General features: G+C 70.6%; 12 protein-coding genes. 8 read left to right on the top strand and 4 right to left on the bottom strand.

Translation table 11 applies throughout. From position 1 onward, the window contains the following. Positions 1–106: 106 nt before the first annotated feature. The gene (locus HCN56_RS03135) at positions 107–673 is read right to left on the bottom strand and encodes a histidine kinase (RefSeq protein ID WP_167967899.1); all 567 of its coding nucleotides are present in this window, start codon (positions 671–673) and stop codon (positions 107–109) included. A 286-nt stretch (positions 674–959) separates the two neighbouring features. Here HCN56_RS03135 and HCN56_RS03130 point away from each other — a divergent pair, with 286 nt between their 5' ends. From HCN56_RS03130 to HCN56_RS03115, 4 genes are all read left to right on the top strand, one after another. Then, complete coding sequence (locus HCN56_RS03130; RefSeq protein WP_167967898.1) at positions 960–1811, top strand: helix-turn-helix domain-containing protein; 852 nt, start codon at positions 960–962, stop codon at positions 1809–1811. 14 nt (positions 1812–1825) lie between these two features. Further along, positions 1826–2017, top strand: coding sequence for a hypothetical protein (locus HCN56_RS03125; protein WP_167967897.1), 192 nt, complete (start codon positions 1826–1828; stop codon positions 2015–2017). Between the two features lie 291 nt (positions 2018–2308). Beyond that, a complete protein-coding gene (locus HCN56_RS03120) occupies positions 2309–3079 on the top strand; it encodes a cyclase family protein (protein WP_167967896.1) in 771 nt (256 codons plus the stop codon). Between the two features lie 112 nt (positions 3080–3191). Next, on the top strand, positions 3192–3596 hold the full coding sequence (locus HCN56_RS03115) for a hypothetical protein (protein ID WP_167967895.1): 405 nt from the start codon (positions 3192–3194) through the stop codon (positions 3594–3596). Positions 3597–3628: 32 nt separating this feature from the next. On the opposite strand, the gene HCN56_RS03110 is transcribed toward HCN56_RS03115, so the two are convergent. Further along, positions 3629–6955, bottom strand: coding sequence for a type ISP restriction/modification enzyme (locus tag HCN56_RS03110; protein WP_245245860.1), 3327 nt, complete (start codon positions 6953–6955; stop codon positions 3629–3631). A gap of 511 nt (positions 6956–7466) precedes the next feature. On the opposite strand from HCN56_RS03110, the gene HCN56_RS03105 reads away from it, so the two are divergent. After that, complete coding sequence (locus HCN56_RS03105) at positions 7467–8099, top strand: hypothetical protein (protein ID WP_209312290.1); 633 nt, start codon at positions 7467–7469, stop codon at positions 8097–8099. Between the two features lie 56 nt (positions 8100–8155). Here the strand turns inward: HCN56_RS03105 and HCN56_RS26900 are convergent, their stop codons facing one another. Then, positions 8156–11563: an FG-GAP-like repeat-containing protein gene (locus tag HCN56_RS26900; protein WP_312871018.1), complete on the bottom strand. Its 3408-nt coding sequence runs from the start codon at positions 11561–11563 to the stop codon at positions 8156–8158. Between the two features lie 480 nt (positions 11564–12043). Between HCN56_RS26900 and HCN56_RS03095 the strand changes: the two genes are divergently transcribed. From HCN56_RS03095 to HCN56_RS03085, 3 genes are all read left to right on the top strand, one after another. After that, positions 12044–20266: a ricin-type beta-trefoil lectin domain protein gene (locus tag HCN56_RS03095; protein ID WP_245245859.1), complete on the top strand. Its 8223-nt coding sequence runs from the start codon at positions 12044–12046 to the stop codon at positions 20264–20266. 57 nt (positions 20267–20323) lie between these two features. Then, a complete protein-coding gene (locus tag HCN56_RS03090; protein ID WP_167967894.1) occupies positions 20324–20806 on the top strand; it encodes an SUKH-4 family immunity protein in 483 nt (160 codons plus the stop codon). A gap of 516 nt (positions 20807–21322) precedes the next feature. Then, the gene (locus HCN56_RS03085) at positions 21323–22051 is read left to right on the top strand and encodes a hypothetical protein (protein ID WP_167967893.1); all 729 of its coding nucleotides are present in this window, start codon (positions 21323–21325) and stop codon (positions 22049–22051) included. Positions 22052–22106: 55 nt separating this feature from the next. Here the strand turns inward: HCN56_RS03085 and HCN56_RS03080 are convergent, their stop codons facing one another. Beyond that, positions 22107–22871 carry a transposase family protein gene (locus tag HCN56_RS03080; RefSeq protein WP_167967892.1) on the bottom strand — a complete coding sequence of 255 codons (765 nt, stop codon included), beginning with the start codon at positions 22869–22871 and terminating at the stop codon, positions 22107–22109. Between the last annotated feature and the right edge of the window lie 182 nt (positions 22872–23053).

Genomic DNA, 23053 nt, shown 5'->3' with positions numbered 1-23053 from the left:
GCGGTCTGTCGCCTGTTCTGCGGCGGAGTGCCGTACGGGCGTCTGCTCCCTCGCTGCACTCGCGTGACAGCCGGGCTTGTGGTCGCCAGACCTTGCACGGGCCCACTCATCGGACACCCGGTCGCACCTCGGGCTCGGGTTCGGGCTCGGTCGGGAGGCTTAGCCAGGTGAGTCTGCCCCGGGCGGGTGCGACGGCGGGGCTGGTGCCGCAGGTGCCGTGGTGGTCGGCGACCAGCTTCGCGCAGCTGTGAAACGAGCGCTCCCGTCGGGCGTTGCAGCGGGAGCGGAGCTGGGGGTGCCGGTGGTGCTCGTGGGTGTCGTGGACGGACAGGTGGAACGCCCCCGCGTGGCGGCGGAGCGTGAGGTGCACCGAGTCGCCCTCGGGGGTGAAACGACATGCGTGCCAGACGAGTTCGTAGGCGATGTCCGGGAGGGAGTCCGCCGGTCGGCCGCTGATGTCGTGGATGCCGAGCACGGATTCGACGGCCTCCCGGACGAGCTCCGGGGTGGCCAGTGCGGAGGGCAGCGTGAACGCGTAGTCAGGGTCGACCGCGTGCGGTGGACGCAGGTCGGGGCGGCCGGGCGGGCACCGGACGAAGCGGGTGGGGAGTGGGCCGGTCGACAGCCGCCCCGGAGGGTGCTGGACGGCGTCGGGCGCGGGGCTTTCGGGCATGGCAGGACTCCGCATGAGTCGAGGGTCGGGCCGCGGGGTGCGGCAGGATGCGTCCGCGCGGTCGGCGAGGCGTGGCTTGTCTCCCTGGCGCGGTACACCCCTCCCAGGGCAGGAGGACACGGGCGTGCTCGCGCGATGCACTTCGCTCTCACTCGGTCAGCGTCGCGGTACCGACGATAGGCACGATGGTGGTACATGTGCCACCGTCGAGGTGGAACTTAACTCTTACCGGTGATGAGCGGTGACGCTGGGCGGCAGACTGACTGCAACAGCGAGGAGGAGTCCCATGCCGCCACGGGCGTTGCCCACCCAGCGACAGCGCAGGTTGGGGGCCGAGGTCAGGAAGATGCGCACGGATGCCGGGCTGACTGCGGAGTACGTCGCCGGACTCATCGGCGTCGACCGGGCCAAGGTCTCCAACATCGAGACCGGCGCTCGCAATCTGAGTGCCGACAGGCTGCGGACTCTGGCCGCTCACTGCGACCTTGCGGACGACGACTACCTCGCAGCGTTGATCGCGCTTACCGAACAACCCGGGCCGCGCTGGTGGGACGAGTATCGCGGGCGGCTTTCGCCCGGGCTCCAGGACCTCGCGGAGCTCGAGTGGGAAGCGAAGCGCATCCAGACCATTCAAACGGTGCACGTGCCGGGGCTGCTCCAGACCGCCGACTACGCGCGCAGCATCTTCGCTTCCGTGTTGCCGCGGTTGTCACCGCTCGAAGTGGAACTCCGCGTCGCACATCGGGTGGCACGACAGCAAGTTCTCCAGAGGCCGGAGCCTCCGCCGTACGTCGGCTATGTGCACGAAGCGGCGTTGCGGATGCGGTTCGGAGGTACGGAGATCATGAGGCAGCAGCTCCTCGCGCTCTGTGAGGCGGGTGACCGGCCCGCGGTCACGTTGCGCGTGATCCCGGTGGAGCGAGGCGCGTTCCCGGGGGCCGGCAGCGCGATCCTCTTCGCGGAGGGCGCTGTTCCGCAGCTCGACACAGTGCAACTGGACGCCGCACACGGCTCGGTCTTTCTGCATGCCGAGGCGCAGCTGGCCAAGTACCGCGCGCATGTGACCTGGATGGACGAGTCGAGCCTGGCGCCCGGGGCGTCGCAGCAGTGCATCAGTGGAATCCTGCGCGACCTGTGAGGAGAGGAGTGGTCATGGCGAACATCGCCTGGGAAGAACCGTTCTGCGGTGAGGGGAACAACTGCTTCCGTCTCGGGGTGGATGCCGAGGGGAACGGCTACATCGCGGTGGCCGGTGAGGAGGAGCGCTACATCACGGACAGCCGGGACGCGCTGCGGGCGCTGATCCAGGACATCAAGGACGGCAAGGCCGACCACCTGCTCTGAGGGCGCCCACGCGGGGCGCGCCCTGCCTCGCACAGGGCGCAGAGTCGGTGACGGCGTCGGGCCGGGCTCCGCCCGTCGGCGGTCGACCGCCGCCATAGCCTGCCCAGCGGTCACTCCCGCCGCTCGGCAGCGACCCCGGGAGCCGGCCTCCCCCCTGCCGTCCGGCTGAGAGTAGTTGCCCGACCACGTTCGGTACGCTCTTCCCGTCGGGGCGGTCGGGCAGTTCCTCATCGCCGCCCGCCGCGACGTCGAGGATTGGTCAGTCGCCGCGAGCGCACACGGAGGAGATGCATGAGTCACGTGAGCACAGCCACCGATACCGGCCTGTGGTCCGCCTACCGGCAGTTGACGGCCGGGGCCGTCCACACCGACCTCACCCACGCGTTCCACCCCGGGCAGCCGCACTTTCCCGCGCTCCCCGACGAACAGCGGGATACCGTCTTCGACCTGGCCCGCGGCGACGGGTTCACCGTGGACCGGTACACGCTCGTCGGCCAGTGGGGCACCCACGTCGACCCTCCGAGCCACTTCCACCAGGGCGCGACCACCCTCGACCGCATCCCGGTCGAGGAGATGTTCCTGCCGCTCGTCGTCCTCGACATCAGCGCACGCGTCGCCACCGACCCGGACGCCACGCCCACGCTCGACGACGTCGCCGACTGGGAGGACCGCCACGGCGCCATCCCCGCCGGGTCGTTCGTCGCGCTGCGCACCGGGTGGAGCAGCCGCTGGCCGGACCAGCAGGCCATGGTCAACCGCGATCCCGCGGGCGTCAGCCACACCCCTGGCTGGAGCGCCGAGGTGCTGCGCCACCTGCTGGAGACGGTCGGCGTCACCGCCGTCGGGCACGAGCAGCTCGACACCGACCCCGGGATCGCCACCTCCGTCGGCGACTTCAGCCTGGAGTCGTACGTGCTGGGCCGGGGCCGCTGGCAGATCGAGCTGCTTGCCAACCTCGACCGCGTTCCCGAGGCCGGGGCGGTGGTGGTGGCCTCCTGGCCGAAGCCGCGCGGCGGCTCCGGCTTCCCCGCCCGCGTCGTCGCCCTGCACCGCGAGCAGTGAGCGCCGCCGCCCGAGCCGAGCCGGGGAGGCCCGCCGCCTGTCGCGGCGGCCGGGCGATACTCGTCCGAATGTCGGGCCCGGCGTGCCTGGTCTCTCGTGTTAGCTAGCCGGTATGGATCATGCCGGGCCCACCCCGTACATCGAGCTCGACGCCGCCCAGAGCGAGCTGCTGGCCCAGCTCGTGCGCGCCGACCTTCCCGCGCCGGACGGCACCGAGGCGTCCGCGGAGCTGCTGGCGGCGCGCGGCCTGGACCCCGACGACTTCCGCGGGACGCTGGCGGGCATGCCGCTGGGCACCGTGCGCACCGCCGACGGGACCACCTCGGTGACGGCCCTCGGCGCAGCGGTCCACTACCGGGCGCGCGCCGAGCAGCTGGAGCTGCTGCTGAGCCGGATCGGCGGCTTCGCCGCCCGACACGGCACCGCCGACCGGCGGTTCGCGGCGTGCCTACAGGAGATGGCGCAGGAGACGCTGACGCCGGCCGAGGCCGAGAGCCGCATGCGCGGCGGTGACTGAGTCGGCGTGGCGCCGCCGTCCGTCCCAGAGGCTCAGGCGCCGTCGGGGCCCATGGTGAACAACGCGTCGGGCGCGGGGTGGCGTGCCCGCGCGGCGGCCTTCCCCGCCGGGAGCACCTCGGCGGTGAGCAGGTCGCTCTCGGCGACCACCGGCGCCGCCAGGATCTCCCTCAGCAGGTCGTGCTGGCGCGGGGCCAGGTCGGTCAACCGGCGCAGCACCGACAGCAGTTCGATCAGCTCGCCCGTCCACTCCTCCGGCCAACTCTCGACGTGGATGTCGTCCAGCGGGCTGGACCGCTTGCTGCTCGGCTTGGCCTTGCGGTAGCCGAACCACTTCCGCAGGACGCGCATCCCGCCGACGTCGTACTCCCACATCGCCGGCGTTACCGGCCCGAGGCGGCCCGGCCCGACGTGGAGCTCTTCCGACTCCGGGTCGTAGGTGAGGCGGCTCGGCACGGCCGCGCCGATGTGTGCGTTGTACCGCACCTGCCGGGGGTCGCCGGTGGCGAAGCGGACGTCGCGAGGTGGCCGCCCGGCCTCCGTGTCGGCGAACCGTTCACCGTACGTCGAGGCCCAGAGCACCTCGCTGCCGATCTCGATCGCCCGCCGCCACAGCTCGGTGCTCCGCGTGAGCGGGATACGCACGCCGGGGGTGAGCAGGTCCTCGCGGAACAGGTCGGTGAAACCGTCGTGTCCGGTGACCGCGACCACGTACGCCGCGAGGTCGGCCGCTGCGACGTGCGGCAGCGCCAGGACTCCGGCGAGGTGGCGCAGCAGCCCGGGAGCCACGTTGGCGGAGCCGTCGGGATGGTAGAGCGGCATCACCCGCCCGCCGCGGCCGTTGAAGTGGTGGGTGTCGGGGATCAGGTGCGTGGCGACCACCGCCGGGCCGGACTCGATGGCGTGCGAGGACTGCTGGTTCAGGAACAGCTGGTCCTTGCGGCAGCCCGCCCAGAGGTCAGGCCGAGGAAAGTCCACGGCGCGAGGGTCGCTGATCAGCCACTGGCGGTCCAGGGTGCGTTGGGCGTACCGCACCATCTCCGGTTCCTGCGGTGGCGGCGTGCGGTCGCTCTTGGACGCATGCCCGCCGACCAGGCCGGTGAGTGACCGGTCGCGAGTCTCCTTGAACAGGACCGCCTGTTCGGCCGGGTCCGGCTCGGCGAGGAGGCGCCGCCAGCGTCGGCGCAGCGTCTCCGCGCTCGGGGCGCTCACCCACGCCCGGTTGGAGGTCACCCCGAGGCTGCCCCAGGGGAAGAGGTCGCCCAGCGCCGGGTAGTCGTCCCAGCCCGAGGCCGTCCGCGGGGTGAGGGGTTCGGTGGCGCCGTCCCGGACGGGACGCCAGCCGTCGTCGTCGAGCCGGACCGCGCCCAGCTGCGCGAACTTCTCCGACCGCCGGCCCTCCAGCGACCGGTAGTGCAGCGTCGCGCGGTGGTCCGGGCCGCGGACGGTGCCCGCGCGGCGCACCATGAGGAAGACGGAGAGCGGCTGTGCGACGCCGGGGAAGACGCGGGTGCCGACGTTGGCGCGCTGCCCCTCCGGGCTGAGGTTGATGATCCAGCCTTCGTCGCAGGTGCGCCGCAGGTACTGCCGCATGCCCCGGCCGCCGGGGCCGGTGGCCCAGCCCGAGGGGGTGATGAAGCAGACCACGCCGTGCTGGTCGTCGGGATGCGCGTCGAACACCTTCCAGGCGGCCCAGCGCCAGAAGTACACGTACATGTTCTTCAGGATGTGCTCGTACCTGCCGTTGCCGGCCAGCCGGAAGTCGTCGAGCAGCGGTGTGTCGTCGCGGTCGGCGCGCTTCTCGACCCAGCCGCCCCGATCCTCCGCCTTGTCGTCGTACGGCGGGTTGCCGATGACCACGGTCACCGGCACGTCCGCCTTGAGGCGGTTGGCGCGGCGCCGCAGCTCGGAGATCGCGGCGTAGGTGGAGGGGAGGAAGTCCGCCTCGGTGTACGGACTCTCCAGCGTGTCCGACACATAGAGGTGCAGACCCTCGTCCGGCACCGCCGCGCCGTACCGCTTGAGCAGCGTGGTGGTCCGCAGCTCGGCGACGGCGTACGGGCCCATCTGGATCTCCAGGCCGTGCAGCCTGCGGGCCAGTCGGCCGGCGGCGTCCGGCCGCATGGCGGGACCGTGGCGCTCCTCGGCGCGGTCGGCGACGCGCTCGATCGCGGCATGCAGGAAGGTGCCGGTCCCCATCGCGGGATCGACGATCCGGACGGCGTCCGACGCGAGGCCCTCGGGGTGGCCGAGCCGGGTCGCCAGCACCTCGTCGGTGAGCCGGACCATCTCGGTCACGACCTCGCGCGGGGTGTAGTACGAGCCGCTCTGCTGCCGCAACGCCGGGTCGTAGACGTCGAGGAACCGCTCGTACAGGTGGAGGTAGGCGTCCTTGTTGCCGTACTCGATCGCGGGCCAGTCGACCTGCGCCACCGTGCGCTTCAACAGGTCGAGGCTGACCGTGAAGCGGTCGCCGACGTGGCCGGTGAGCAGGTCCAGCGCGCGGCCCATCAGGGCGTGCCCCGCGTCCAGGCGCCGGGCCACCTCGTGCAGGGGGCTGTCCGCCGTCAGCAGGCCTTCCGCGCGGGCGAGCAGCAGGGCGAAGGTGACGGTCTGCGCGTAGCCGTCGGCGAACGTCGCGTTGCTCGCCGTGGGGAAGAGGATGCGCCGCCAGTCGTTGCGGAGCCCGGTGAAGGGGCGGGCCCGGACGTCGTCGCGCGGAGCGGAGGACTTCGCCTCCGCCGTGAGCTGCTCCAGGACAGCGGCGCGCAGCAGTCGGCACAGCGGCGCCACCAGCTGGACGAGTCGCGCCACGTTGGTCAGGGGCACCGGGCGCCACAACAGGAACCGCTTCAGCAGTGCGTCGAACGCGTCCGGGTCCACCGGCGCGAGCTTCGCCCCCGCCGTGGACAGCCCGCCCGTGAACCGGGCCTCGGCCACCGCGTGGCCGTTCTGGTAGAGGCACCAGTCGCTGCCGTTGCTGTACAGCAGGTTGGGCAGGTCGCGGAGCCGTTCCCACTGCCGCCGGTTGGCGGCGCCGAACGACGACGGGTCGATCGAGAGCCCGGGCCGCTTCAGCTCGATGTACCCGGTCAGCCGGCCGGCGGCACACACCGCGTAGTCGAGGCGGACGCCCCGGTCGGGCAGGGAGTACTCGTCGTGCCAGGTGACGTCGTGCTGCTGGTGGTGCTCGCCCACCGTCCGCAGCAGGTTCTCCAGCGGGCCGCGGATCGACGCCTCGGGGCTGCCCCCGCCCGACAGTTTCTGTTGGGACTCCCGGCCGAACCGGGCGACCGCGGTGAGCAACCAGGCATGCGTCGAACCGGACATCTTCCCCCAGACATCGGTGACTTCGCGCATCAGGTTAGCTACCGCGCGCAGTGCTGTGAAGACGGCGTGCAGCCGCCCCGCGCGGTGCACGTCTCCGCTCGCGAGGCCCCGGCGACGGCTTGCTTTCCACTGTGGTCGCGATGCCGGTGCGGACGTGTGGCGGGGCCCGGAGGCGTTGCGGGACCGGTCGCCTCCCGGGGGCTCGGCGCGTGAGTTCGTCCGCAGCCGGTCGGGCGCTCGATGGGGCGGGTAGAGGTACAACAACCCGCGGCCGGCTCACCGAGGAAACACGCCCCGGCCGCCCTCCACCGAGAGACGAGAGCGTGGTGACCGTGCCCGAACGCCGTTTCCCTGCACAACCGGGTGTCGTGTCGGCGGCGCGACGGAGCGGCGGCACCCTGTTCGCCGCTCTTCACGGAACTCTGGTACCCCATCGACGGGTTGGCCCCAGGCCACAGCTCGACGCCCACGTGCTGTTCCACCAGCGGTCGGTCGCGATGGGTGGCTCGACGACCGGTCCGCCGGCGGACCGGAGGCCGGGATGGTGCACGCTCCTGGCCTGTGGAGCACGAACGACGCCGGGTGGGGCCATCCGCTCGGTGCCGCGGACACCGACCTGATCTCCTGGTTCCAGGTGGAGGCCACCGCGGTGGCGGACGACCGGCCGCTGCCCGTGCAGCCGTTCCTGCACTGCGCCGAGAGCGCGACGGCACGCGCCGGGACCGTGGACCTCGCCGCGGTCCAGGTCCTCCTCCCCGTCCAGGGGCTGGTCGGGGAGGCGCGCCCGCCGTACGCGCCGGTGCCGGCGGCACGGACCACGGAGTGGTTCCCCGCGTGCGACCCCCGCACAGCGACTCCGGTGGAGGTCACCGTCACCGGCGGCCGCGACCGTGCCGTCACCGGCAGCGCCCGGGCGCTCGCCGACGATGTCGCCCGTGTCGCCCGACCGGTGTTCGACTGTCGTGGCCTCGACGTCGTCGGCCCGGAAGCCCTCAGGCCGCCTCCCTTCGACGACCGGTTCTGGAACGGCCCGGCTTCCGACGGCGTACGGATGCGGGGACACCTCTCCGAGTGGACGACGGACGCGATCGGTTGGCTGAGTGAGGTGACCGCCGACGTCAGCGCCCGGGTGGGCTCCCGGGCCCCCGTACTGGTCACCGTCACGCGCACCTGACCGCACCTGACCGCACCGGGCCACGCCCGGCGCGGCCCGGTCAGGCCAGGGCCCGGTCAGCCCAGGGCGCGGACGCGGCCCCAGCCGGTGCGGACGGTGGCGACGGGGTCGCCGATGCCGGTCGCGGTGGGGTGGTAGATCCGCACCTCGCCGGTGGCGTCGAGCGCCCAGATGTCGGCACGGCGGTCGCCGCTGGTGTCGGGGATGCCGACGAGGAGCGGGCGGGCCGCTGCCGACCAGCCGGTGGCGTGGCGGATGTCGCCGTCGCGGGAGCGTGCCGCCGTCATCAGGGAGTTGAGATCGACGCTGCCGCGGACCTCGCCGGGGAGGCCGTGGCGGACGTAGAGGTTGCCGTTGGTGGTGTTGCGCCAGACCAGGTCCGGCGTGCCGTCGAGGTCGATGTCGGCGATGTTGACGATCTCGCGGCCGTCCCAGGAGTTGACGGTCAGCCGCCGGGCCTCCTGGAAGCTGGCGCCGGTGTAGCCGGTGAGCACCCAGAACGAGGTGCCGGCGCGGAGGAACAGGTCGGGCAGGCCGTCGCCGGTGACGTCGCCGACCGCCTTGATCTGGCGCCAGGTGGAGGGGGCGGGCGCGTTGTCCGGCAGCAGGACCTTGATCCGGTCGTCGACGTTGAAACTGCCGTAGCCGTCGCCGGGGTAGACCCAGAAGCCGTTGTCAGGGGTGCGGACGAACAGGTCGGTGAGGCCGTCACCGGGGTAGACGTCGGAGTGCTTGGAGATCAGGGCGACCGTGTCCGTCGCCGGATCGTGGAAGTGGCCCGGCGGGCTGATGGTGCCGTCGGAGGAGTACGAGGCACGCACCGGTGAGAAGACCTGCCCGCCCTTCTCCCCTGCGTAGCTGCGAAGTTCACCGCTCGCGTTGATGACGAGCAGGTCGGGGTGGCCGTCGCCGTTGATGTCGCCGGGGCCGTCGGCCTCGTCGCGGGGCGGCAGGTAGAAGAGGAGCTCGGCGCGTTCGCTGCGGTTGCCGACGGCGTCGTAGGCGTACGCGTGGAAGGCGACCGGCCCGGCGTTGGGCGGGTTGAGGGTGACGGTGAGGCTGTCACCGGGCCTGGGCAGGGTCACGTTGGTGTAGCCGACGCCGTTGAAGGCGTAGCCGACGCGGACCGTGTCCTTGTTGCCCTTGACGTCGAGGGTGAACTGCACGGGGGTGCCGTAGCGGATGTCGGCCCACTGGCCGGAGTCCCAGGGGGTGTCCTCGACCTGGGGGCTGCTGAGTTCCGGTGCGGGTGGCGCGGAGGCGTCGACGGTGATGCGGCAGGCGGCGGTCCCCGGGGGGAAGTAGGTGGAGACGGCGCCCTCGGTGTCCTCCGCCCGGACGTCCCACGAGTAGGTCGTGCCGTCGACGAGTTGCGAGGCGAGGACGGTGACGGAGCCGCGGCCGGCCGAGTTGACGGTGACGCGCCGGTCCACGATCTTGTTGTCGCTGTTGCCGGAAGGCCACATGCGGAAGTACAGGTGGCGCAGGTTGCCGTCCGGGTCGGTCGCGTTGGCGGCCAGGACCACGTCGACCTTGGAGACCTTCACCTGGCCCGCGGTGGTGGAGCAGGCGCCGCCGGGGGTACTGGTGCCGCGGGTCGGCTCGTTGGGCTTGCGGTTGTAGGTGACGGTGATCTGCGCGCTGTTGGCCTGGAACTTCCGCCAGGTGTAGGTGGAGGTCTCGGTCGTGGCCCGCATCCCGAGGGTGAGGGTGGACCAGCCGGCGTCGGCGGCCTGCTGCGCGCCGTTGCGGATGTTGTACGCCACGTACTCGTTGGGGCAGCTGGAGCTGTAGCCGTGGGCGAACGACCGGTTCTGCTGGTGGGTGCGCCACTCCGGCTGCTTGTTCCACGTCGTGGTGGAGGAGATGGCGCCGGTGAGCCACAGCTGGAACTGCCGGGTCTCGCACGACCAGGAGTGGGTGTTCCGGACGCGGAACGTCGCGCTGGAGATGGTGGCGCCCGACAGGTTCTTGTTGAAGTTCATGCGCCAGAACGACCGGGCCAGGCCGCGGGTCTGCGACTCGTACCCGACGCGGGCCTCGGAGGTGCCGTTGTTGTAGTTGGTGCCGTTGAAGAAGCTGGTGTTGGGGCTCGGCTTGTAGGCGATCGTCCAGGAGTGCACGCCGCCGTTGAGGGTGGGGTCGAGGAACACCGGGTAGCTCACGTCGGCGTCCGCGTCGAAGAGGCCGGTGGCCGCGGCGTCCAGGCGCAGCAGGGCGCGGGAGGTGTCGTCGCCGTCGAGTCGGGTGGGTATCGGCGCGTGCGCGGCGCCGGGTTCGATGCCGGTGAGTCCCGTCAGCCGCAGCACCTGCTGCGGGGTGGCGGTCGCGGTCCGGGGCTCGGGCGGCGCGGGGGCGTCGGGGTCGCTCGGGTCGGTCGGTTCCAGGCCGCCGGAGTCCCAGGAGGTGGGGGTGGGGACGGCGCCGATCTCCTCGCCGTCCGGGTCGAGGATGTGGACGCCGCCGGTGGTCTCGTCGTGGCGGAAGACGGCGGTGGGGGAGGAGAGGCCGTAGGTGATCGCGGCCAGGTCGAGCCGGTCGCCGGAGCGGGCGTCGGCCGCGGCCTGCGCGGACTTGACGATGAGGAGCTGTCCGAAGCCGCCCTCCTCGCGGGCGACGAGGAGCAGGTCGACGCCGGGCACCACGTCGGGGTAGAGCGCGCGCGGGCCGTCGAGGACCGGCTCGGGGAGTGTCCCGGGCCAGCTGTAGGTGACGGTGTGCTCGCCGTAGCCGATCTCGGCGAGGACGGTGTGGCCCGGGTGCGGTTCGCCGGCGGCGGGGTCGTCGGGTCCGCCGTCCTCCGGCTCGTTGTCGCGGTCCTCCTCCGGGATCTCGTGCTCGTCGGGGTCGGAGGCGTCGCGGCCGGCGGTGCTTCCGTCGCTCGTGTCGGTGGTGAGGGCGGCGGGCAGCAGCGCCGCGTGCTGGCGGAGCACACCGCGTGATCCGCGGTCGCCGTCGGACTCGCGGTCGGCGGCTACCGGCGCCTCGCCGCCGTCGTCACCCGTGCCCGCGCTGCCGGGCGAGAACACCAGCGGCGTGGGGGAGTTGACCGGCTGGATGCCGTTCTCGGTGCGGCGGAGGGAGGTGTCGATGTCCGCCCAGTCGCCGTCCTCGGTGCGGGCACGTTGCGGCAGCGCGGCGATCTCGGTGCGGTACTGCCCGTCCGGCAGGGCGTGGGTGAGGCTGGTGTCGGTGGTCTCGGCGTCGACGACGACGGGTTCGTCCCGCTCGCGCGCCAACTCCATGGCATCGGCGGCGTCCAGCGGCCGCTGCGTCTCACCGGCCGGCTCCGCCGCCCCGCCTCCGCCGCCGTGCGCGGCGTCGGCCGCCGAGGACTGACCCCGTCCGCCCCACGGGGTCAGCGGCAGCAGTCCGAGGAGCAGCACGCCCAGGACCAGTCCGAGGGTGCAGGCCAGCCGGGCGCGGGTGCGCGTCAGGACGTGCAGGGGGCGGAGCGGGTTCACAGCGGAGTACTCCCGTGGCGGAGGACCGAGAAGCCGCGCGGGCAGCGCGACATGCCCCCTGTGCATGGCCGGTCACCCAGGGGCGCGGAAACAATCGCACGCCTGTCCAGGGTGCTGTCCAGTGTTATAAGCGACTCGGGATTGTTATGAACGGTGATCGGAACTGTGTGTGACGGGCGGAATCAGATGTCAAATCCGGCTATGGCAAGGGAATGCGCGGCGAAGGTCCGATAGGTCGCACCTTTCAAGATCGTCTTGGTGTGTCTGCGGTTGCCTGGAAACGCGCATGTGAAAACTGTGTGCGACTTGTAATGCGATGACTCTCCGTCATGTGCATTTCGTGGCGGACTGATGCAAGGTGACGCCGCGCTGTGTTCCCGACCACGCTGCCCGCCACGGCGGTTCGGCCTGCTCGCGGACCAACACGGCGCTCAGTGCTGCCTGTTGATCCAGCCGAGTTGTGGGATGGGTGCCGCCCGGATGAGTGGTTACGACATAGCCGTGCCGTGGACGGAGGGAAGCCGCCGTCCACGGGGACCGGTTGCCCTCCGCTGGCTGCGGCGCAGCCGCGCGGTGACCGTGCTGCTGATGGCGATGGTCATGTCGATGACCGTGCTGGGCGCGCAGGCGTGGGCGATCCCGGGCGACGGCATGTCCCGCTCCTCCGTCGAGCTGCCCGACCTCCCCGAGGCCGAGCCGATCGCCCCCGACGGGTCGGCCGAGACCGGGCTCACCACGGCGGACGAGACCGTCGAGGCCGAGTACCTGCCCACCGCCACTACCCCGTGGAACGCGGGGGCCGCCACCGTCGACCTCACCGGCGCCGTCCCCGGCACCCTGGTCCCGGTCGGCGACCTCCCCGTCGAACTCGGCATCCCCGAGGGCGCCGACGAGGACCAGGCGGCCTCCCTGGCCGGCGAGTGGACGGTCGACCTCGCCGGGCCGGACGTGTCCCGTCAGGCCGGGCTCTCCGGACTGGTCATGTCCCTGGTGCCGCCCGCATCCGCCGACCCGGGCGCCGAGGTCGCCCTCGGGCTCGACGCCACCGGCTTCGCCGACCTCTACGGCCCGGAGGCCGCCGACCGGTTCGGCCTCGCGCTGCTGCCCGCCTGCGTCATGACCGACCCCACCGCCGAGGACTGCGAGTCCGAGCCGCAGCAACTCGCCGGTCACACCGACCAGTCGGAGCCCGCCGTCGCCGCGCGCCGCGCGGGCGAGGAGACGGCCGAGAGCGCCCCCGCCGACAGCGAGCCGACCGATCGCGCACCGGCCGACCGCGAGCCGGGCGACAGCGCCCCCGCCGACAGCACTCCCGAGGAGGACGCCGAGCCCTCCGGCGACGCCCCCCGGGACACCGAGGAGCGCCGGCCGGTCGACAGCGCCGAGGGGGACGCCACCCCGGCGCAGCTGGCGAGCAGCGCGGACGACACCAGGGCCGTCGCCACCGGCGCCCTCCGCGTCGCCGCACCCGCCGCGCCGCGCGGCACCCGCGCCGTCGTCGCCGACTTCCACCGCACCGCCGGCACCCTCGTCCGGACCGAGGTGACGCGTGCCCTCGCCACCGTGCCGGGGTTGAAGGCACGGAAGACCCCCGCCGAGCTCGGCATCCCGCCGCGCGCCTACCACCTCTCCGGCACCGTCCCCGTCGGCGAACTGCTCCCCGAAGCAACCCCGTCGGCCCGCCCCGGCAACGGCGACGCGGACGTCGACGCCAGCACCGGCACCGGCACCGACGCCGCTGCGCCCTCCGCCGCCCCCGGCGCCGTCCACGCCGCGCTCCCCGCCCAGTCCACCGCCGCGGCGGCGCCGCGCGTCGTCGGCGTCCTCGACACCGGCTCCTCCGCCGGCGGCGACTTCAACGCGACACCGCTGCTCTCCGCCGGCTCCTGGGCCGCGGGCTCCTCCTCCGGCGCGTTCACCTACACCTACCCCCTGGAACTCCCCGAAGCGCCCGGCGGCCTCACCCCCTCGGTCGGCTTCGGCTACTCCTCGCAGTCCGTCGACGGCCGCACCAGCGCCTCCAACAACCAGTCGTCCTGGATCGGCGACGGCTGGGACTACAACGCCGGCTCCGTCACCCGCACCTACGTCTCCTGCACCCAGGACGCCGAGAAGTCCGGCGCCAACAACTCCTCCCGCAAGACGGGCGACCTCTGCTGGGGCTCCCACAACGCCACCCTCAGCCTCGGCGGTACCACCACCGAGCTCGTCCGCGACGACACCACCGGCGTCTGGACCACCTCTGGTGGCGACAACTCCAAGGTCGAACTCCTCACTGACACCGCCCTTGGCAACGGCGACGCCGACGGCGAGTACTGGCGCGTCACCACCACCGACGGCACCCGCTACTGGTTCGGCCGCAACCGCCTGCCCGGCTGGACCTCCGGGCGCCCCGAGACCCAGTCCGTGCTGACCGTCCCCGTCGCCGGCAACCACCCCGGCGAACCCTGCTACAAGGCGGGCGACTTCGCCGGATCGTTCTGCGACCAGGCGTGGCGCTGGTCCCTCGACTACGTCGAGGACGTCCACGGCAACGCCATGTCCCTGTGGTGGGCCCGCGAGACCAACCACTACGCCAAGAACCTCGACTACCGGAAGCCGGTCGCCTACCACCGCGGCGGCCACCTCCGGCACATCGACTACGGCCAGCGCGCCGACAGCGTCTACTCCTCCGACGCCCTCGCCCGCGTCACCTTCACCGTCGCCGAACGCTGCTTCGCCGAGGGCTCCGCCACCTGCACCGACGACGCCTTCACCTCCGGCGACCCGGGCCGCTACCGCATCTGGTACGACACCCCGGCCAGCCTCCACTGCAAGCCCAACACCACCTGCTGGAACGGGTCGCCCGCGTTCTTCAGCCGCAAGCGCCTCGCCACCGTCACCACCTCCGCCCAGCGGCAGGAGGGCACCACCGCACGGCAGAACGTCGACCGCTACCGGTTCACCCAGTCGTTCCCGCTGCTGCGCACCGGCGCCAACACAGCGCTGTGGCTGGAGTCGATCACCCGCACCGGCTTCGCCGTCAACGGCACCACCAGCACCTCCCTCGCGCCCGTCCGGTTCGAGCCCAACGTCGACGCCATGCCCAACCGCGTGGTGCGCGGCCCACGCGACCCCCGGCCCGGGTTCGACCGGCTGCGCGTCGGCCGCGTCATCAACGAGTACGGCGGCGAGAGCGTCGTCACCTACTCCACCCCCACCGGGCCGTGCGCCGCCGGGGAGAACCTGCCGACACCCCAGGCCAACACGCAGCTGTGCTACCCGGTCCACTGGCACCCCGACCCCGAGTCCGACGACCTGGACTGGTTCCACAAGTACGTCGTCACCGCGGTCGAGGAACTCCCCGCCGTCGACGGCTCGTACCCGGTGCTGACCGAGTACGAGTACGGCACCCCCGCCTGGCGCCTCACCCAGCAGGAGTTCAGCAAGAAGACCCGCCGCACCTACTCCGACTTCGGCGGCTTCGACCTCACCACCGTCTACTCCGGCGTCGAGGACGAACTGACCGGAGCCCGCCGCAGCAAGGCCGTCACCCGCTACTTCCAGGGCCGCGGCGACGACGTCACCGTCCGCGACGTCGAGGGCAACGCCATCGCCCCCGACCGCGAGGCGTTCGCGGGCCGCATCGCCGAGGAACTCAGCTACGACGCGCACGACGCCCCCGCCGGCCGCTGGCTGACCCGCAGCGTCACCGTCCCCGAGGCGACCCGCCTCGCGCAGCGCGACCGCGGCGACGGCCTCACCCCGCTGCGCGCCTGGCGCGTCACCGAACCCACCGAGACGAGCTGGACCCGCTCCTCCGGAACCGGCGACGACAAGCGGACCCTGCGCACCCTGCGCACCAACACCACCTACGAGACGACCCACGGCCTGCCCACCCGCGTGGAGTCCCTCGGCGACACCGGACGCACCGGCGACGAGTCCTGCACCCGGCTCGAGTACCACCACGTCGCGTCGGCCCACGTCATCGGCCTCACCCGCCAGGCCCTGACCTCCCCGACGACCTGCGCGGACGCCGACTTCGCCGACCTCACCACCCTCACCGACGGCGCCCGCGTCGGCTACGACGGCAACGGCTACGGCACCGCCCCCACCAAGGGACTCGCCACCCAGTCCTGGTCCCTGAAGGCCGACGGCTCCGGCTTCCAGAACGACGGCACCAGCGCCTTCGACAACCACGGCCGCGTGGTCTCCATGACCGACCCCGACGGCAACACCGGCACCCTCACCTACACCCCGGCCACCGGCCAGGCGTACCGCCTCACCGAGACCAACACCCTCGGCCACACGCAGACCACCCAGATCGAACCCGGCCGCGCCGCCGGGATCAGGGTCACCGACGCCAACGGCCACACCTCCAGCTCCGTCTACGACCCCCTCGGCCGCCTCGTCGAGGCCTGGGGCGTCGGCCGCACCCCCTCCGCCGCGGCGGTCCCCGACCTCCGCGTCACCTACCACATCACCGCCGGCAAACCCCCGGCCGTCACCACCCGCCACCGCGGACACAACGACACCGTCCGCGTCAGCACCACCCTCTACGACGGTCTCGGACGCGAACGCCAGACCCAGGAACTCGCCGTCGGCGGCGGGCGCCTGATCACCGACACCCTCACCAACCCCTCCGGCGAGATCCGCGAGTCCCGCAACGCGTACCACGCCGAAGGGGCGCCCTCCACCACCCTCTTCACCCCCGACACCGTCGTCCCCAACGCCACCCGCTACACCTACGACTCCGTCGGCCGGGTCCTCACCGAGATGCCCGTCCTCAACGGCGAGGAGGACCCCGCCAAGGCCGTCCGCTACAGCTACGGCCCCGACCACGCCACCGTCATCAACCCCGACGGCGCCGCCTCCTACCGCGTCTACGACGACGCCCTCGGCCGCACCGTCCGGGTCGACACCTTCACCGACACCGCCCGCACCGAGTACGTCAGCAGCCGCTACGAGTACGACGAGACCGGGGCGCTGACCCGCGCCACCGACACCGAGGGCAACGCCTGGAGCTGGAGCTACGACCAGCGCGGCCGACTCACCGCCGCCACCGACCCCGACGCCGGCACCGCCCGCTACACCTACGACCACCTCGACCGGCCCGTCACCAGCACCGACGCCCGCGGCGTCACCCTGTGGACCGGCTACGACCGCCTGTCACGGCCGCTCGGCACCCGCCTCGACAGCTCCACCGGCGAACTCCTCGGCACCTACACCTACGACACCGCACCCGGCGGCATCGGCCTCCCCGCCACCGCCACGCGCTACACCGACGGCCTGCCCTACGGCATGTCCGTCGGCGGCTACACCCCCGACTACCAGCCGGCCTCCTTCACCCTCACCCTCCCCGCGGAGATCGCCCGCCACTGGGGGCTCGCCGAGAGCTACACCTACGGCTACGAGTACACCGACACCGGACTGCTGCGCTCCACCCAACTCCCGGCCATCGGCGGCCTCAAGGCGGAGAAGCTCCTCGTCCGCTACACCGCCGACGGGCTGCCGCTGACCGTCTCGGGCTCCGACTGGTACGCCAGCGAGACCATCTACTCGCCCTACGGCCACGTGCTGCGCTCCGCACTGGGCGCCCACCCCTACCGGGTGTGGGCCACCGCCGACTACGACGAGGCCACCGGCGAACTGCGCGAGCAGCGCACCTACCGCGAACAGCGCGACGACGCCGGCCTCGTCCCCGGCTTCCTCGCCTCCCACCGCTCCTACCGCTACGACCCCGCCGGCAACGTCACCGCCATCCGCGAACACGCCGGCAACCTGGCCGAACGCCAGTGCTTCACCTACGACCCGCTGGGCCAGCTCACCGAGGCCTGGACCTCCGGTGAGCAGACCTCCTGCACCGCACCCGGCCAGAGCGGCGCCGCGCCCCACTACCCCGACGGCACCAGCAACGTCGCCAAGGGACGCGACCTCTCCGGCTACTGGCACTCCTACCGCTACGACACCCTCGGCAACCGCACCGAACTCACCCGCCACGACCTCGACGGCGACACCGCCGGCGACGCCGTCACCAGCTACCGCTACGGCGAGGGCGGCGCCACCGGCCGCGCCCTCACCTCCGTGGAGTCCAACTTCCGGACCGCGCAGGGCGCGCTGATCAAGGCCGTCTCCCAACGCACCTACGACGCCGCGGGCAACACCACCACCGTCTCCGACGGCGGCGACACCCAGACCCTGTCGTGGACCCCCGAAGGCGACATCGACCGCGTCTCCGGACCGGGCAGCAGCGGCGCCGTCCCCTACCTCGGACCGGGCGACAAGTGCCTCGACCTGCGGTCCGCGATACCGGAACCCGGCCAGGCCGTCCAGCTGTACGGCTGCAACGCCACCGCCGCCCAGAAGTTCACCTTCACCCCGGCGCCCGGCCAGAGCGACGCCGACCTCGGCACCCTCACCGTCGTCGACCACTGCCTCCACCCCGCCGCCGGCACCCGCGGCGCGGCCGTCGAGGTCCAGCCCTGCGACGACACCGCCGACCAGCTGTGGCAGCGCACCGCCGGCGGACAGCTCGTCCACCACGACAGCGGGCTCTGCGCCGCCGTCTCCGGCGGCCAGACCGCCAACAGCACCCCCGTCGTCCTCGCCGCCTGCGACGCCGCCGCCACCGCCCAACAGTGGTACCCGCAGGGCGAGGTGCGGTACGTCTACGGCCCCGACGGTGGGCGCGTCCTGACCCTCCAGGACCGCCAGGCCGTGCTGAACCTCGGCGAGGCCGAGGTGACGGTGCTGCGCGGCGGCACCCTGGTCAGCACCCAGCGCACCTATGACGGCCCCGGCGGCGCCGTCATGCGCTACGCGGACGGCACCGGAACCTCCCGACTCGTCGCCCTGACCACCGACCACCAGGGCACGCCGTACACCGAGACGGCGATGCAGGCGGGCATGCAGGTCCGGGTACGGAAACAGGACCCGTTCGGCGGCGTCCGCGCCGCGTCCACCACCTCGCCCAACCTCCGCACCCACCTGGGGTTCCTCGGCGCGACACGCGACGACGCCACCGGCTACGTCCAGCTCGGCGCGCGCACCTACGACCCGGCGATCGGACGGTTCCTCTCCCTGGACCCGGTGCTCGACATCGCCGACCCGCTGCAGGCCAACGGCTACGCCTACGCCCACAACAACCCCGTCACCCACGCCGACCCGACCGGTCTGGCCATCAGCCTGACCGGCGCGGAGCGCACGGCGGCGCTCGCCGCCGCGGGGCTGACCGCGTCGCAGGTGGCTGGTGCGCGGGCCGCACAGAACAAGAGCCTGCAGTCCGTGATCATGGGCGCGGCCTGGTCGGTGCTGAAGGAGTTCATCGGCATCAACGACGCGGTCCGCTGCTTCAACGGCGACCTGTGGGGCTGCGGCGCGGTCATCCTCAACGCGATCCCGTGGACCAAGCTGTTCAAGGTCGCGTCCGTGGCACGGGCCATCAATCGAAGCGTCTCGGCGATCAGCGCCTGGCGGAAGGCCAAGGCCGGCGCGGGGGCGATCCTCAGCCGCGCCAGGCTCGCCGAGTCGCGGGCGCTGCGGGTGAAGAAGCTGAACGCGGCGCGCGCCCGCGCCGCGGCTCAGTTGAAGCGGGCGAAGGCCGCCGCGAAGAAGAACACGGTCAGCAACAAGGCGACGACGGCCAAGAAGAAGACCGGCAACCCGGTCCAGAAACAGGCCGCCGGCCGAGCCAACCCGAAAGCCACCACCGCGCCACCACGCACCAGCGGCGGCGGGGGCGGAGGCGCGAGCAGAGGCGGCAGCTCGGGTGGCACCAGCAAGGCATCGGCCAGCCGCCCCGCCGGCAGCACCGGCGCCGGCTCACGCGCGGGCGGCGGTGGTAACTCCGGCAACGGCGGCGCGGGCAAGGTGCAGTCAGCCGGAAGTGGCGGGGACTGCCCCACCAACCCCAACAGCTTCGTTCCCGGCACTCACGTTCTGATGGCGGACGGCTCCTCGAAACCGATCGAGGACGTCCAGGTCGGTGACCGCGTGCTGGCGACCGATCCCGAGACGGGCGAGACCCGAGCCGAGACCGTGACCGCCGAGATCCTCGGCAACGGCGAGAAGCTGCTGGTCGACGTCACGGTCGAGACCGACGACGGTGAGCGGGAAGTCATCACCGCCACCGGTGGACATCCCTTCTGGGTACCCGAACTCGACGCATGGACCGACGCCGAGGAGCTCCAACCCGGCCAGTGGCTCCGCACCAGCGCCGGCACCCACGTCCAGATCACCGCACTCACCCACCGCGCCACCACCGCAACCGTCCACAACCTCACCGTCAACAACCTCCACACGTACTATGTGCTGGCTGGAGTGACGCCGGTCCTGGTTCACAACTGCCAGGTCGAATACGGGAGCACGGATCTCAGTCAGGCGGTAATTCAGGAGCGCCTGAAGCTCGGAAACAAGGCCAACAACTTCGCTGCGGCCCGCTACGTGGATTCGTCAGGTGCGGAGCAGGTCATGGTTGCCTTCTCCTCCAAAGGGCGAGGTAATCACGCTGAGCAGAAGCTGATTCGAGCGATCGGGAAAGATGGCATCTCCGAGATCTATTCGGAGTTGCAGCCCTGCCGGAATTCGTGCGCTCCGGCAGTTGCGGGAATCAGAACTACATGGTCTTGGAACTGGACCACTTCCGCGGAGGGTGCGGTCTCCCGCAAGAGCCAGCTAGCGGCTGTGCGTGGAGCGTTTGCTGGCGCCCTCTCTGGGAACTGGTAGCCTGCGCGAAGTCGTCAGTGTCCGCCGCTTTGGTTGCAACTGAACCTGGATCTGTATATGTCACCGAAACTCACGTACGCCATACAGTCGCTGAAGGGCCTGCGCAACGACCCGGCTCGGCGGTTCTTGGGTGATGTCGGGCTTCCGGCCGACAACCTACTGTTCGGATTTGCGGAGCCCATAGCTCGGCAAGTCGAGGCGTATGGTAGTGAGCGAGAATTCATCCGGGTTGGCGAGAGTGGAGACGATGAAGAGTTCTGCGTAGATATTGACACGGGAGAGGTTGTCTGCATCAACCTGGCGGATGCCAGTGTCTGGCACGTGAGTGAATCGCCAGAGAAATTCCTTGCATGTCTCGAAGAGTTTACGTCTCGTTACCCGTATGGGGAAAGCGCATCTGAACTTGAGGATAGAGAGGTCATGGCGAACACTCTGAAAGAGGCGCTTCTTGCGATCGACGCCACCGTCTTCGATGAGGACCCCGGGTATTGGTACACAATCCTCGGCGACGTGGCTATCGGTGACTACAGTGAAGAGTGACACTTGGTTTGAGGTGCTGATCCTCTCGCGAAGTAAGCTACGGCGTGGCAAACTCGAGGCCCCGTCAGGTGTGTCTCGACGGGGCTTCCGAGTGGGGTGACGGAAGTAGTTGACGGCAACGTCAGTGTCGAGCAGTCCTCCCCCGGATACCAGCCGCCGACCGGATTTGCAGATGGGTATGAAACGCACGTTGAAGCTCAGGCGGCTGCATTGATGCATCACTTCCGAGCGAAGAACGCATGACTGATGATCAGTCATCCCAATGGAGTCTGCGGCACATGCGCCAGCACGATTCGTGCGATGCTGCCGACGGGAGCAGAGCTTACGGTGAGATTCCAACATGGCAGAAAGTTCTTTACGGGCGGAGCTTTCGTTGGAGATTGACACCTCCCGAAGGATGACTTGATGCCCTGCTTTTATAGGATGCGGCCTTTTGGTAGCTCGCGACCATCAAGGTCGAAGTCCTCCTGCAGGCCCGGTTCCTGTTTCTGGTGCTACATATAGCATAATTCTTAGATGGCTAGTGAACTGCCCGATGCAAATTTGCTCCTCGACGAGACCGATTGGTCTCACCTCGAGCACGGCGGTGGGCCAGCAGCTCCTGGAACACCGGCCAAGCTGGCCGGTCTTACGTCTGGGAACTCCGGCGCAACGACTACCGCCCTCAACCATCTCTGGAACGATCTGCTTCATCAAGGGTCGCTCTACTCCGCAACGCCTGCGGCTGCGCTATTCGTTGCTGCCGTCCTTGGCGAGCCCAGAAGCAGAGCATCTCTGACCGCTCCACATCGAAGCGAGTTGCTGGAATGGCTGGCTGAAACAGCCTACGTCGTAAGTGGTTTAGGAGAGCGCCAACGTGAAGTCTGGCTCGGCGCTGCGGCATCGGTTGACAACCCACTCTTCAGTGAGATGCGAGCGATTCGCTCTACTCTCTTTTGGGGGGTGTTTGGTCATATCTCTGATTCCGATAGAGATGTGGCAGAGGCCGCCTTGCTTGCCGCTGTCCACCTTTTGGATGCTCCAGAACTCGCATGCCACATTGGGAGCGTAGCCCCCAATGTGCGTAGCGTATTGGCGGTCAGTTCCAAGCGGTCTTATCGAGATGCGGCGATTTTACGGCTCGCAGTCTGGGGAGAAGATACTAAGTCACTAAAGGATGCGGCGGGGTCAACGGAGAAGAAAGGTGACTCCTGGAATGAATTTTGGAACTCGGACAGAGGCTCCCTCGACGAGCCTCCATTCTGATCTTGGCGTTTAATCGGGGCGGATGTGGTAGCTTTTGATTGAGCCTTTTCCATCCTCACTCCGAGCTGGCCAGATGCAGGGTGAGGACGGCCTGGACGAGGTTGGTGATCCGGGTGGTTGAGCACCGCAGCTTCCGGAGCAGTCGCCAGGACTTGAGGGTGGCGACGGCCTGCTCGACGAGTGCGCGGATCTTCGCATGGGACCGGTTCACCGCCTGCTGGCCTGCGGAGAGAGTTTCCCACCGTCCCCAGTACGGGGTGCGTACCGTGCCGCCGGCACCGCGGTATCCCTTGTCGGCCCAGCACAGTATGCCCGCCTCGGTGAGGGCCTCGACGACGCCGTTTTCACGAGCCGCGCGGACGTCATGGACAGCGCCGGGTAGAGCCGATGAGACCCACAGCAGTCGGCCGAAGGGATCGGCGAGGACCTGCACGTTCATCCCGTGCTTCTTGTGTTTGCCTGAGTAGAAGGGCCGGTTGGCGGCGATGCGGTCGGTCGGCAGCAGCGTCACGTCCAGCAGCACGAACGCCTTCGCCGAGGCAGTCCGTGCCGCCTCGGCAAGGCTCGGAGCGAAAGCGGCCAGGACCTCCACAGCCTCGGCGATGTATCGGAAGGCGGTCGTGGTTCCGATGCCGAACCCGGCCGCGAGCTGGGCGTAGGGGTGGCCGTTGCGGAGGTGGGCGAGGGTGAGCAGGGCTTGGCGCCCCGTGTTCAGGCGTCGCCAGCGGGTATCGATTACCACCCGGCGTCGGCGGAGCTCGGTCGACAGCAGGCGCAGGGCAGAGCTGGACACGTCCAGCCCGGACGGATAGACAAGCATGTGAAGCCTCTGGTGGGCGAGGGAATCTTGGTCGTGAACCCGTCTACCAGGGGCTTCACCACGTTGTCAGCACAACCGCCAGCATCAGAGGCAGGTTGGAAAGGGCTCAGTGGGGTCAGCCCAGTACCTCATGAATTCACCGAACATATCGAATCCGGCGAGTGGGCCCATATATCAATCAC

Source organism: Streptomyces lonarensis (genome assembly GCF_012033735.1).
Classification (GTDB): domain Bacteria; phylum Actinomycetota; class Actinomycetes; order Streptomycetales; family Streptomycetaceae; genus Streptomyces; species Streptomyces lonarensis.
The sequence above is the reverse complement of the archived record's forward strand: the minus strand, read 5'-3'. Positions and strand labels throughout refer to the sequence as shown.